The organism is Xanthobacter lutulentifluminis, assembly GCF_043194675.2.
Lineage (GTDB): Bacteria > Pseudomonadota > Alphaproteobacteria > Rhizobiales > Xanthobacteraceae > Xanthobacter.
The window spans coordinates 3961627-3975002 of the sequence record NZ_CM195525.1; the positions used below are offsets into that span (position 1 = coordinate 3961627).

The following is a 13376-nucleotide window of genomic DNA, read 5'->3' on the forward strand; positions in this document are numbered from 1 at the left end:
GGATAACGAGAATGCCGGGCATGGGGGCGCCCCGCCCCTTGCTTGATTCCGCGAATTCATCATCAACTGTGGACTTCCACGGACGTAAGGGCGTCCAAGTTCGGCTCTGGCAGCCGGCGACGGCGGGGCAAGGTTCTCTAGGCCAACAGCCCCGCCGTCATTTCGACCACCGCGTTCTCTGCGCGGTGCCCTCATCACCAAGGCATTAGGAGTGCCCAGATGATTGCAACTGATATCGTGCCTTTTGCCACTGAAGGCAATGGCCAAACGCTCACCATGTCCAGCCTCGAAATCGCCGAGCTGACTGGCAAGCGCCATGACAATGTGATGCGCGATGCCAAGGCGATGCTGACCGAACTGCATGGGGTAGACCGTCTCCTCAGTTTTGAGGGGACGGTGGAGCGCCCCAATCCGAGTGGTGGCGCCTCGATCCGGTCGAAGTGCTACCACCTCCCCAAGCGCGAGACGCTGATTCTCGTCTCCGGCTATAGCGTCGAGATGCGCGCCCGGATCATCGACAGGTGGATGGAGCTGGAGACTGTGGTCGCCAACCATCTTGACCCCATGCAGGTGCTCAACGACCCTGCGGCCATGCGCGGCCTGCTTCTCACCTATTCCGAGAAGGTGCTCGCGCTGGAAGCCCGCGTCGAGGAACAGAGCGTCAAGGTGGCGACGCTGGAGCGCATCGAGGGCGCGGACGGGTCCATGTGCCTGACGGACGCGGCGAAGACGCTCAAGGTGCGCCCCATCGACCTCATCCGCTTCATGGACAGCCGGCGCTGGATCTACAAGCGCCCCCAGAACCGCAGCTGGATCGGCTACCACGACAAGATCGCGGGCGGACTTCTGGAGCATGACGATCACCTCTACATTGACAAGGAAGGGCGCGAGCGCGTTTCCACGCAGGTGAAGGTGACCGGCAAGGGGCTTGTGAAGCTCTCTGCGCTTCTCAACGAGAAGCCGCATTAGAAAACGCTGTAGAAAAAGAGGGCGCCGCTAGACGGCGGCGCCCCGGCAAGTTATAAATGTTCCGAAATTCATGGTGGGCGTTTGCCGCCATGCTTGTCGGTGTCTTCGCACAGGCCGCTCCATCGGGGCGGCCTTTTTCGTTGGGGCACGATTTGCCGACAATCTATGAAATCCCCGTCACGCCCGGCGGCGGCAACCAGACGTTCTCGACTGACCTTGGCGGGACCATCTACCGCTTATCCCTCTTTTGGCGGAACGCTGTGGACGGAGGATGGACCATCGATATCGCCGACGCGGACGGCAACCAGATGGTGAACGGCGTTCCGCTCCTCCCCGGCGGCGACATCCTCGCCCCGTTCAAGCACCTTGAGATCCCCGGCGGCCTCTATGTCGTCACGGACGGCGAACCCGAGACGCCCCCGAGCTTTCTGAACCTGGGCGAAACCGCCCACCTCTATTGGGTCACGGCATGACGCGGCAGTGGATTCGCAAGGTCCGCCTTGTCGTCGGGAACGGGTCTCAGGGTATCGACCTGTCGGATTTGCGCATCCGGTTCATGGTCCGGACGCAAGACACCCAAACCCCGTGGCAGGCTGATATCACAATCACGAATTTGTCGAATGCGACGGCGACCAAGATCCGCAAGAAGGAGTACGAGGAAGTATACCTTGAGGCTGGCTATGAGGATGGGGGCTCGGAAGAGATCTTCCGCGGGAAAGTGGTGCAGGTGCGCGGGCCGGGGAGAGAGAACCCGACCGACACCTACCTCAATATCCAAGCGGCGGCCTCTCCGGATGCGCATGCTTATGCGGTTGTGAATAAGACGCTGGCCAAGGGGCACACGTTTAAGGATCAGGTGGATGCCTGCCTTGAAGCCCTCAAACCGTACGGCGTTGTCGCTGGTCATATCGCTGATCTAGGCAATGTGAAGATGCCGCGCGGCCGGGCGATGTTCGGCATGGCTCGCAATCATCTCCGGGCGATCTGCATGTCTGTCGGGGCCGCGTGCTTCATCGATGGCAATAAGCTGAACATCGTAAAGTATAAGGACGCCCTTCCCGGGGGGGTAATCGTCATCAATTCAGATACTGGCATGATCGGCATGCCCGCCCAGACTATCGAGGGCGTCGAGGCGCGCTGTCTTCTAAACCCAAAAATCAAAGTGAACGGCCTCATCAAAATCGATGAGGCAAGCATACAAATGTCGAAAATCACGGTTGACAATGCGGCCGCAGCGGCTGGCGGGCAAAGTACTCAAAAGTCATTGCTAGACCGCAATATTGACGCTGACGGCATATACAAAGTGTTGCAGCTTACGCACATTGGGGACACGCGAGGAACTGAGTTCTACACGGATATGCTGTGCGCGTCATACAACAATGGGGTGTCGATTGCTGCGTCTGCGCGCGGCCTTGGAGACACGAGCGGAGGCAATTAAAATGGACTACCGCACCCGGTACGAGGATTTTCGCGAAGCGATGGAAACCGTGGTGGAGGCCCGATTGGTCGAGCTTCGGACTGCGGAACATTCGAACGTCGCGTCATGGGACCCGCAGAAGCAAACGATGGTGGGGCAGCCGACCAGCAAGGCCTTGCTCCGAAAGCCTGACGGCACAAAAGAGTGGGTGCAGATGCCCCAGGTGCCGGACGTTAAAGTCCACTACCCGTCTGGCGGTGGGGTAACATTCACCCATCCGCTTGTCGAAGGCGATGAGGTGCTACTCGTGATGGCGTCTCGCTCGCCTGATGTGTGGCAGCAAAGCGGGGGCGACCAGCAGATTATTGATACTCGGCTGCACGACCTGTCGAACGCCTTCTGCATCCCTGGTTTCAAGTCCGACCCGAAAGCGTTGCCTGCGGTATCGACCATTTCTGGCCAGATCCGAAATGACGCTGCCACCCATGTCGTAGACCACAACCCGCTCACTGGAACGACCGTCACCGCCGAGGGGACGAAGGTCAAGGTGACCGCAACGAGCGTGCTCCTGGTGTCGGGAGACCCCTACGTTGCCTGACAATCTGAACGTGCCGGGCGAACTGAACCGCCAGCTTCAGGGGATCAATGCGCGCCTGATGCAGGCGGAGCATCTGATCTCCGGCCTCCACAAGGCAACGTCGCAGTTCCGGGAAATCGTGCAGACCGCGATCCCTGCCGTCTCGGCGGTTCAGCCTCTCCTCAATGGGTTGCCCGCCGGCCTCGATCAGGTCGCGGCGAACGTCGAAGGCCAGCTCCACGATTACGTGGAGAAGATCCTGAACCAGACGCTTTCCAAGTTCACCGCGCCGACGTTGGACATGATTACGGACGCAGCCGGTGCGCTTCTGGAAAGCCAGCTTCAGAGCATCGCCAACCAGATCATCTCGCACATCGTGGCCAACCCGATCATCTCCATCGTGGACGGGTTGAACGGCAACATCGCGCACCTTCAGAGCCTGCCCTCGACGCCGGAAATCGCGGCGCAGATCACCAACTTGCAGGCCCAGGTCGCGAGCATCACCAGCGCAAACCCCATCATCAACACGGTGGCGGACCTTCGCAACCAGATCGCGACGCTCACCAACACGATCAGCACGTTCACGACCTTCCTGTCGGCTCAAAAGAACCTTGTGCAGGGGGTCACGCGCTCCCTGAAAATCGGAACCTGAGCCATGCGCTATCGGAAGCTCGATGCCAGCGGCGACATGATGTTCGGCCGGGGGCAGGCGGACTATTACCGTGACGTTCCCGAGGCGCCAGCGCAGGCGGTCAAGACCCGCCTCGCCCTTCGGTTGGGAGAGTGGTTTCTCGACGTGACGGACGGGACCCCATACGACACGGAAATCCTTGGCACCCACACGCAGAACACCCGCGATGCGGCTATTCGGGAGCGGATCGAGGGTACGCAGGGCATCATCTCGCTTGATGCCTTCTCTTCCTCCTTCGATCCAAATCTGCGGTTCTTCTCGGTCTCGGCCACTGTGACGACCGCATATGGCCCTGTGTCCGTGACCTATACCAGCGGGACGCCAAAGACGGCGGACCAGCAAGCGGCTGAACAGCAGATCGCTCAGAACGTGATCGATGCCGTCTATGGGCAGCTCGACTTCTCGAACCCGTACCAGTCGGGGCTTATCACCTGATGGCCTACACCTGCACTGTTGACCGCTATGGCATTTCCTCTCCGACATTGGAGGAGATCCGCGCGCAGCTCGTGACGCAGTTTCAGGCCATCTACGGCACCGACGTATACTTGGAGCCGGACAGCCAAGATGGGCAGTGGATCGGCATCCTCGCGACGGCCATCCACGACTGCAATGCCATGGCGGTCTCCGTCTACAACGCGTTCTCTCCGGCCACGGCGCAGGGCGAGGGCCTGTCCCGGATGGTCAAGATCAACGGCATCGCCCGGCATATCGCGTCCAAGTCCACGGCAGACCTGCTCTTGGGCGGAACGGTCGGGACCGTCATCACCAATGGGTATGCGACGGACAGCGAGGGCAACAAGTGGATGCTGCCGGAGGAAGTGGTGATCGGCATGGCCGGTCAGATCACTGTCACGGCGACCGCATCCACGCCCGGCGCCGTCTCCGCTGCGCCGGGCGCCATCTCGATCATCGGCACCCCAACGCGGGGCTGGCAGACGGTGACCAACATCCTCGCGGCGGTCGAGGGCGATCCTGTGGAGACGGATGTGGCGCTTCGCAGGCGTCAGGCGGTCTCCACTGAAATTCCCTCCCAGACCCTCTTTGAGGGGCTCGTGGGGGCTGTTGCTGCAATCCCCGGCGTGACGCGCTTCGGCGGCGTTGACAATGACGGGGATGCCACGGACGAAAACGGCATACCCGGTCATAGCTTCTCCCTCGTGATTGAGGGGGGAGACGCGCAGACCATTGCCCAGACGGTCTATGTGAAGAAGGGGCCGGGGGCGGGCACGTTCGGCACGACCTCTGAAGTCGTTGTGGACAGCTACGGCGTCCCCCACACGATCCGCTTCATGCGGCCGACGAATGTGTCCGTGAAGGTCGCGATCACACTGAAGGCCCTGACCGGCTATACCACCAACATCGGCGCCAAGATCAAGTCCGCCGTGGTAGATTACATCAACGCCTTGAACGTCGGCGATGAAGTGTATCTGACGCGACTGTTCAGCCCGGCCAACCTCTCTGGGTCGGATGGCGCGACTTTCGACATCACCAATCTCCAGATTGCCAAGGGGCTCGGCTCGCTTGGATCTGCCAATCTGTTGTTCGCCTATCATGAGGCCCCGGCCTGTTCGGTGGATGACATCGCGATCACGGTGACCTGATGGCAGAAGCCCCATTCTCCCCGAATGACTATCTGTCGCTCATCACGTCGGAGCACAGGGCCAAAGCGCGCTTTGTCGAGACGGTCTCCGTCACTGCGACGCCCGTATCTGATGAACAGGCGTTTCTCGCCGACCTTCCCGAGGTGTTCGACCTCGATACGGCCATCGGTGTCCAGCTTGATGCCGTAGGCGCGTGGGCTGGAATCTCGCGGGTCATCTCCATCCCGCTCATCAACGTCTGGTTCTCATGGGGCATCGCCGGGAGAGGCTGGGGGCAGGGCATCTGGAAAGGCCCATACGACCCGGAAACCGGCATCTATGAACTGGACGACGACACCTATCGGAGCCTGATCCGGCTGAAGATCAAGGTCAACAATTGGGATGGCCTTCGGGAGACGGCTTCGGAAGCGATAGAAGCCTTCTACGCTTCCGAGGGGTGCTACCCCTTCATCCTCGACAACCAGAACATGACCATGACGGTGTGCATCTCCGGCGCCCGTCCTCCGTCCTTTCTCTTCGCCATCTTCGGCGGCCGGTATGTGGAGTTCAAGCCGGCGGCCGTGCGGCTTCAAAATGTTGTCCCATCTGTGCCCAATACACCGGCCTTCGGCTTTGGTGTCAGTAATGAGTACATCTCCGGCTGGGGGTCTGGCTCATGGGTCCGGGACGCTGAAGAAGCGATGATCGAAGAGCTTTCGGTCTAACCGACACACCACATTCTATCGAAGATCACGCGCACGCGAAAGCGGGCGGAGGCTTCGTATTGACTTGGAGCCCCCATGGCAACAAATGAAATTCTGCCGTTCGGCACGGGTGCCGGCGCCAATGTCATGTCGCAGGTCGCCTATGCCGCCCTTGCCGACCGCCTGAACGGCTTCGCGGTCGGCGTCGCTGATCCGACCTCGGTAAACAAGGCGCTGCGGCAGGCGAATTTTGTCGCGTCCATGATTGCGCAGTTCACCGCCGATTATGGCGGCGATGCGCTGGACAATGGCGATATCCCGACCTTTGAGGCGAATTTCAAGGCGGCCCTCGCCGCGTGGATCGCCAGCGGGTCGTCTCCCATCGATCTGAGCAATTACGTGCTCCGTGCCGGCGACACGATGACCGGCGCGTTCAACGCTCCTGTCGGGTTTAACACCTCGGCCACCATCGTCTCGACGTCCAGCACGCTCACGGCCGCGCATTTCGGCCAATTCATCAAGCTCACAGGCACGTCCACCACGACCACCAATTTCCCGACACCCACGGCCGGCGCCGACCTCGCGGTGTACAACGCCTCGGTCGTCTCTCACACGCTATCGACCGCAACCGGTGTATTCCAGGGGCCGGGTTCTTCCGGCGTGGGGACGGAATCCATCGCGGCTGGTGCGGTCATCTTCTATCGGGCGGACGGCTACAACTGGATCAGGGTCAGTTCAACTACTGTCCCGAACACCTCCCTGCCCAAGCTTTCCTTCTTCACGACCAGTGGCACGTGGACCAAGGCGACGGGGGGCTCTTGGGCGTTCGTCCTTGCTCATGGCCCTGGAGGTGGAGGTGCAGGCTCGGCGGCTTTTGGCACCAATCAGTTCGGCGATGGAGGCGGCGCAGGATCGTGGGCGATATCCCTCCTGAGCACGACCAGCATGACCACGCAGACGGTCGCAATCGGCGCGGGCGGCTCCTCTTCCAGCGCGGGCGATGGCGCGGACGGCGCGGGCGACTCGTCCTTCGGCTCGCTGGTCATCGGCAAGCCGGGCCGGGGCGGGCGCGTGAACAGCTCCACTGACGCTAACGGGTCCAAGGTCGGCGCGGCGGCGACGGGGCAGATCACCGGCTATGGCTCGCCCGGCTTCAAGGCTGGCGGCTACCTGCCGGGCATGGGTGGCGCGGGCCTTTTCGGCGGCGCCGGCATGGCGGGAGCGGCGTCCAACAGCCGGCCGCAGGGCGGCAACGGCTACCTCGGCGGCGGCGGCGGCAGTTCCAACGGCGGCCCCCTCGCTGGCGGCCTTGGCGGCGACGGTTTCGTTCTGGTTCTGGAGGGTTGACGAATGCGCGTTGCATTCCTTGCGCCTGGTGCTGCCACCGGGCCGGTTGTCTGCGTCCGCAGGTGCGCTGAGGGCTGGCAGGATCTGTGGCCCGATGAGTTCGGCTTTGAAAGCGAAGAGGCCCGCGTCGGCGATGAGTGGGACGGCGAAAAGCTGGTCCAGCCCCCTCCGCCCCCTCCGTCGAAAGATGACCTCCTGTCCTACGCCTCCGCCAAACGATGGGCGGTGGAAACCGGCGGGATCGTCGTCGGGGGCACATCGGTACGGACGGATGAAAAGAGCCAGTCCAAGATTGCCGGGGCGATCCAGCTTCTCACCGCCGACGAAACCCTGACGCAGATCGATTGGGAAGCCCAGCCGGGCGAATGGGTGGCCCTTGATGCCACGTCCATGCGCGCCATCGGCGTCGCGGTCGGGCGGCATGTGCAGGCGGCTTTCTCCACCCTCCGCCTTGTGCAGGAGGAAATCCAGTCCGAGGCCGTGACCACCTACGCGCAGATCGACGCTGCGCCGTGGCCCTCCAACACGTGAGATAGCCCATGGCAACGCAAAACAATGTGTCGGTTCGTGATGCGTCCGGGCTCACCATCTGGCAGCGCGCGTATAACAAGGATGGGGCACGCGCCCTTGCGCCTTTTATCCCGGAGATTGGCGAGACCTCTGACGCTTCTTGGGATGGCACCAGTTCGGGGGGGGTGATCTCTGTCCTCAAGGCCATCTGGACCAAGCTCAGCGGCGTCGGTCTTAAGGTGGGATCGTCTGCCCTCTCTGTCACCAACCCCGCCCCCGTGACGCTCGCAAACGGCGCAAGCGGCATCGCTCCTGTGACCGGCACGCTGGGCGCGACGGGGTATAGCTCCCCATTTACGCCAATCCCCGGCCGGCCGTTCAACTTCACGGCCACTGGCACATTCGTCGCCACGATTGTTCTCGTTCGCTCCTTTGACGGCGGCGCGACCAAGGTTCCTCTGACGGCGCTTGGATCTGCACTATACACGTTCACCGGCCCGTTCAGTGAATCCTACACTGAAGACGAGAGCGGCGTGCAGTATTCCCTTCAGTGCACCGCGTACACCTCTGGCACCATTACCTATAGGCTGAGCGCATGAGCGTGCATGATACTGCGCTCCGGGTCGCTGCGGCGGCAAGGGCGCTCGCGGCTGCGGCTGTCCCGAACACGCGGCAGGTGACGGTCGGCGTTGGCCTGACCGGGGGCGGCCCACTCACATCAGACGTGGCGATCAATCTCGCGACCACGGGCGTCGCGGCCGGTACGTACGGCGATGGGGCCTCCATCCCGCGTCTGCAAATTAATTCCGCTGGGCGCGTCACGGCCGCAGTCACTCGCCCGCTTGTGACGCTTAATATTACGCGGGCGCAGATCGCTTCGACAGATATCCAGGTCAAGGCGTTCATGGTGACCGGCTATTCCACTGATGGTGATCTCGGTGCCGGAGCAATCTATGTGCTCGGCACCAGCGCCGGCCCGATGGCGATCCAAGACAGTACAGGTCGCTGGTTCCAATTGTCCGTTGGAAGCGGTCCTGTTTCTCTCGGGTGGTTTGGCGCCAAAGGCGATGGCACCACCAATGACTCCGCAGCGCTTCAAGCTTGGCTGACCTACATCGGTTCAACCGGTCTTGTCGGATATATCCCAAAGGGTCGGTTCCGCAAGCCGAACAACACGTCTTCTTTGACGCTTACTGGCAACATTCGCATCATCGGAGATGGGATGTGGTCCAGCATCATTTATCACGATGATACAGTTCAGACCACGCGGAACGACTTGTTCCTTGGAACCTCCATCATCAGCAGCGTGTATCTTGATGGGATTGGTTTCGAGGGCACGTGGGGTGTCGGCGGAGATTGGGCGCAGCGGTCTCCGCTTGCCGGGTTCCAGCCTACTGGCGGCACGGCAAAAATACTCAACTGTTCGTTCCGCAATTCGTCTTACCTGTCATTGACGGTGGTCGGGGCGGCGCATGCTGAAGTGTCCGGCTGCTACCTCGATAAGGGCGTCGCCGATGGCATTCGCTTGATCGATTGCGGCATTGTCTCCGTCCAGAATAATAGGCTTTCGGCGATCAATGACGATGCGATTGCCGTCCATACGCTGGATAGCGCCGGGTTCCCTGCAAAACAGAACGTAATCATCACCGACAACACGCTGATTGACTGTCAAGGCATTCGCGTGCTTGGGGCAAAGACGGCCAAAATCAGCGATAATACATTGATCCGGTGCCAGGGTCATGCGATTGCGGTGCAGTGCGGCTCCGTTGGTTCTACTGAGGGGGTTACCGCGCTTCTGAATGTCAGCGTGCAGAACAACGTAATTGTTGACGTGTTCAACGGGCGCCGGTTCTCGGCAAGCTCCGCCGATTTTGTCGGGTGGATTGTTCTAGGTGACACGTCTCCGAGCACTACGCCAGGCGGATATTACGTGTTTGGTCCTGACGGCGCTGGCGGCATTGTTGCTCCCTTCCCGTACTTCTACGCAAACAACGTGGATGCGGCCGGGGGGACCCAACTCGGCGCCTTTGGGTTTAACGTCTCGGACAACATTTGCGTACGAACGCTTGCGCCGACCAGCGCCTATTCGGATTATGGTTACGGGCAGCGTTACTCCCGCACCGGCCCTGTTGATCCCTCTATCCGGTCGCAGGATATTCTTGGGACACAGATTTATGTTCTTGGCGGCTCGCTGCGCAATTCCTCGATCAGCGACAACGTATTGTGGGGCGGGGCGATTGGCATCCACCTTAACGGGGCATCGGCCAACGCCTACATTGCATATGCAAACCTCTCGGTGCGAGGAAACTACGTCGGCAATGTGAGCGGCGGGTGTTTCTACGCATTGGGCAAGGGCACCGTGAATGTTGAAAACAACATCTTCGACGGTGACCCGCTCCATGTGCATTCGGGGCGTCTGGCCAATGGAAAATGGACCAGCGGCGCGACGCTCCCCGGCGTATGGACCGACACCATCCGCTGCATCATCTCCAACAATACATTCCGAAATCTATATTCAGTATATCTCGGGTCTGGCGCAAGCCAGCAGGTTTGGCAGGATAATGTGATCGCCTGCAACCCGACTGCTATCGGGTATGACGCTAACAACATCGGCATTGGTGACATTTATGTTCCGGATTTCTACGGGACGCTTTTGGTCGAAGATGGCAACCCAGCGTCCGCTACTTACGGCCAAGTGTTGAACACGTGCGTCCGTGCCGCGACGGCGGTCCCAACAAGCGGAAAATACTCTCCGGGGCACTACGTAAAGAGCCTGTTCCCGGCGGTTTCCGGGGGCAAGGTGCTGCGTGGGTGGACCCGCCTCACCCTTGGCAGCAACCATGTGTCAAGCGCGACTGGTCCCGATTGGGCGCCGGATTACGGTCCGACCAGTTAACTACGCATCACTCCTAATCCAAGAATTGAACTTCACCGGCAGGGCCGGCTGAGGAGGATTTTACATGCCCGGTCCATTTCCTTCAAAGTCTGTTGTGCTTATCCCATCTGACGGGGCCGATGGCATTTTGCCTCAGACCGAGGCGATGCGCGTCAATGCAGCCGCGTCCAACTCTCCGTCTAAGGTCTGGGGCGTTGATGCCTCAGGTGCCCATGTTCAGGCGACCTTGGCGGACCTCGCGTCCACCTCCAAAGGCTTTGCTCGGATCAATCTCCGACGCTGGCAAAAGGCCGCCGCTCTCGTGCGTGCGGGGGCGGCTCGGACCCGCCTCGTGTGCATTGGTGACAGCAAAACGCAGGGGTTCGGGGCCGGCTCGAACCTCGCTGGCGCCGGCGCCTCCGCTGGGGCTTCGCCCAAGTCGTGGCCGGACCTGCTGGCCGGCATGCTCACCGCGCGGGGGCTCCCGGCGAGCCGGGACAGCTGCTTTGGCAACAAGGGACTGGCGGCCTATTCGGATTTCGCGGCCTACGACCCGCGCAATACCGGCGGCTCTACCGGGTGGGGCTATGCATATGTGACCCTCGGGGGCTACGGCTGGCAGAACAGCACGAACTCTAACCCTCGGTCGTTTCAGCCTGCGGGTCAGGTAGACACCGTCGAGATCTATTCGCGCGGTCAGGCGAACTCCCGCGTATTCACGGTAACGCTAGATGCCGATCCGACTGTGATCGGAACGTACGATCTCGTGTCGGCGACGGAAGTCATTGTCAAGAACACGCCAACGTTTACGCTCGGTGCCCACAAGATCAACATCCAGCGCACCAGCGGGCAGGGCGTCACCACGCTCGGGCTGATCGCCTACAATTCGGCCGCTCCGGCCGTGGATGTGATCAACGCGGGCTGGCGCGGCTCCGTATCGGCGGACCATGCGGCCCCCTCCAACCCGCTCAGCGCCATCAATATGCTGGCGGCGATCAGCCCCGGCCTCGTGGTGATCCAGATCGGAACCAATGACCTGAATACGTCGGTTACGGCTGCCACCTACAAGGCGAACGTAGAGCAGCTCATCGTGGCGGCTCAGGCGGCGGGCGCCGACGTGCTGCTCATGTACCCCACCGTGGGGAGCCCCGGCTACGGCTCGGCCGCACTCCGGGCCGCATATCGGCAGGCGTTGATCGACCTTGGATCGGCCTATGGCTGTGAAGTTATCGATGCCGAGCAGGAGTTCAACGGGTACTCCTCCAATCTATTCTACGACTCTGTCCACGAGAACTACGCAGGAAACCAGTATCTTGCGGCGGCTGTTGCCTCGCGTGTTCTGGTTTAAGCAGGAGGCGGTCTGATGGTTGCAGCGAACTTCAAGCCCTCCCTTGCCTGCGTCAATGTCCACGAAGGCGGCAAGGACGACGACAAGAACGACCCCGGTGGCCGCACCGCCTATGGCGTGACTCAGGCTCGGTACAACCAGTATCTCCGCGACAAGGGGCGCCCCCGCGCAGACGTGTGGAGCATCACCGTTCCCGAGCGGGAGGAAATCTGGCGCACCTATTACTGGAACGTGGTGCGCGCCGATGATCTGCCCGCCGGCCTCGACTATGTGGTGTTCGATGCTGCGGTGAACTCCGGCCCGGCTCAGGCCATCAGGTGGCTTCAGCGCTCCCTCAACGATGTGCGAGCGAAGACCGGCCAAGGCCCCATCTCTGTCGATGCTCAGATGGGCACCAACACCATTGCGGCGGCCAATGCGATTGACGACACGGACGCGGTGATCGAGCGGATGCAGGCCCGCCGGCTTGCGATGCTACAGGAACTCCGGACGTGGAAATATTTCGGCCGTGGATGGGGCCGTCGTGTCGCCGAGGTCAAGAAGCTCGGACAGGCTGTCGCACGCGGCTCGGTGCCGGCCCCGACGCCCGCCGGGTGGGTCACTTCCCCGGATAAGGCGCCTATCGCCGCTGGTGGCTCGCCCACGTCGCCGAAGGCATTCCAGAGCGACGCCAAGCCTCTTCCGAGCGCGACGGGTGGCGTGGTCACCACGACCATCGGCACCGCGTCGTCCGGGGTCTCGACGGTCACCACTGCTGCCCAGCCGGCGCAGGGCATGTCTCCCACGCTTGATGCCGTGCTGCAATTCCTGATCGTACTTGGCATCGTGCTCACCCTAGCGGGTGCAGCGTGGGCTTGGTGGGCCAATCGCAAGAGCAAGCAGATGGCGGAGGCGCTGGATATCGCCCCGCCTCCTGCCCTCGCCAACGATAACCACACAGACGCGAGCGAGGCCGCAGCATGATCGCTTCCATTCTCGCTCTGTGGGCAAGCGCCGCCGCGTCCGCCTGGTTCTTGCCGACCGCCGCTGCCGTGGCCGGCCTCATCGTTGGAGGCGTGTTCGGCGGGGATTGGATGCTCGCTCTCATTGCAGCGGTGTCCCTCGGCGGGTTCGTGCTCCTCTGGCGGATGGTCGGCCTCAAGCCTGCGCTTGGCGCCCTCGCCGCGGGCGCCGTCCTCATCGCTCGCCGCTCCGGTGAAAAGGCCGGGGCCTCCATCCAGATCCAGAAGGATAAAGCCAATGCCGACCGTGCTGTCCAGCGGGCGAACGAAGCTCGCGCTGATGCTGACCGCCGCAACGCTGACCCTGACAGGTTGCGTGACGACGACGGGTTCAAACGGCGCGACTAGCGTCTACTG

15 protein-coding genes are annotated in these 13376 nt (G+C 61.7%); all 15 read left to right on the forward strand.

Translation table 11 applies throughout. The annotated features are described in order from the left end of the window. Positions 1-276: 276 nt before the first annotated feature. The 15 genes from V5F49_RS18320 to V5F49_RS18390 all read left to right on the forward strand — a co-directional run bounded on the left by V5F49_RS18320 (position 277) and on the right by V5F49_RS18390 (position 13367). Positions 277-969, forward strand: a complete 693-nt coding sequence (locus V5F49_RS18320; protein ID WP_394118307.1) for a phage antirepressor KilAC domain-containing protein — start codon at positions 277-279, stop codon at positions 967-969. Between the two features lie 89 nt (positions 970-1058). After that, positions 1059-1442 carry a phage baseplate plug family protein gene (locus V5F49_RS18325; RefSeq protein ID WP_394118308.1) on the forward strand — a complete coding sequence of 128 codons (384 nt, stop codon included), beginning with the start codon at positions 1059-1061 and terminating at the stop codon, positions 1440-1442. Further along, complete coding sequence (locus tag V5F49_RS18330) at positions 1439-2407, forward strand: phage protein (RefSeq protein WP_394118309.1); 969 nt, start codon at positions 1439-1441, stop codon at positions 2405-2407. Before V5F49_RS18325 ends, V5F49_RS18330 begins: the two co-directional genes overlap by 4 nt. A 1-nt stretch (position 2408) precedes the next feature. Continuing rightward, positions 2409-2984 carry a Gp138 family membrane-puncturing spike protein gene (locus V5F49_RS18335; protein ID WP_394118310.1) on the forward strand — a complete coding sequence of 192 codons (576 nt, stop codon included), beginning with the start codon at positions 2409-2411 and terminating at the stop codon, positions 2982-2984. After that, positions 2977-3615 (forward strand): hypothetical protein, encoded by a 639-nt coding sequence (locus V5F49_RS18340; RefSeq protein ID WP_394118311.1) that lies wholly within the window; start codon positions 2977-2979, stop codon positions 3613-3615. The genes V5F49_RS18335 and V5F49_RS18340 overlap by 8 nt, the downstream gene beginning before the upstream one ends. Before the next feature lie 3 nt (positions 3616-3618). Further along, positions 3619-4089 carry a contractile injection system sheath initiator gene (locus V5F49_RS18345; protein ID WP_394118312.1) on the forward strand — a complete coding sequence of 157 codons (471 nt, stop codon included), beginning with the start codon at positions 3619-3621 and terminating at the stop codon, positions 4087-4089. Then, complete coding sequence (locus tag V5F49_RS18350; RefSeq protein ID WP_394118313.1) at positions 4089-5255, forward strand: baseplate J/gp47 family protein; 1167 nt, start codon at positions 4089-4091, stop codon at positions 5253-5255. Before V5F49_RS18345 ends, V5F49_RS18350 begins: the two co-directional genes overlap by 1 nt. Further along, positions 5255-5959 (forward strand): DUF2612 domain-containing protein, encoded by a 705-nt coding sequence (locus V5F49_RS18355; RefSeq protein ID WP_394118314.1) that lies wholly within the window; start codon positions 5255-5257, stop codon positions 5957-5959. The genes V5F49_RS18350 and V5F49_RS18355 overlap by 1 nt, the downstream gene beginning before the upstream one ends. A gap of 75 nt (positions 5960-6034) precedes the next feature. Next, positions 6035-7285, forward strand: a complete 1251-nt coding sequence (locus tag V5F49_RS18360) for a glycine-rich domain-containing protein (protein ID WP_394118315.1) — start codon at positions 6035-6037, stop codon at positions 7283-7285. 3 nt (positions 7286-7288) lie between these two features. Further along, the gene (locus tag V5F49_RS18365) at positions 7289-7816 is read left to right on the forward strand and encodes a DUF4376 domain-containing protein (protein WP_394118316.1); all 528 of its coding nucleotides are present in this window, start codon (positions 7289-7291) and stop codon (positions 7814-7816) included. Positions 7817-7824: 8 nt separating this feature from the next. Continuing rightward, the gene (locus V5F49_RS18370; protein WP_394118317.1) at positions 7825-8394 is read left to right on the forward strand and encodes a hypothetical protein; all 570 of its coding nucleotides are present in this window, start codon (positions 7825-7827) and stop codon (positions 8392-8394) included. Next, a complete protein-coding gene (locus tag V5F49_RS18375) occupies positions 8391-10691 on the forward strand; it encodes a right-handed parallel beta-helix repeat-containing protein (protein WP_394118318.1) in 2301 nt (766 codons plus the stop codon). Before V5F49_RS18370 ends, V5F49_RS18375 begins: the two co-directional genes overlap by 4 nt. Before the next feature lie 64 nt (positions 10692-10755). Then, a complete protein-coding gene (locus tag V5F49_RS18380; RefSeq protein ID WP_394118319.1) occupies positions 10756-12018 on the forward strand; it encodes an SGNH/GDSL hydrolase family protein in 1263 nt (420 codons plus the stop codon). Between the two features lie 15 nt (positions 12019-12033). After that, positions 12034-12981, forward strand: coding sequence for a glycoside hydrolase family 108 protein (locus V5F49_RS18385; RefSeq protein WP_394118320.1), 948 nt, complete (start codon positions 12034-12036; stop codon positions 12979-12981). After that, positions 12978-13367, forward strand: a complete 390-nt coding sequence (locus V5F49_RS18390) for a hypothetical protein (protein WP_394118321.1) — start codon at positions 12978-12980, stop codon at positions 13365-13367. Before V5F49_RS18385 ends, V5F49_RS18390 begins: the two co-directional genes overlap by 4 nt. Positions 13368-13376 lie beyond the last annotated feature (9 nt).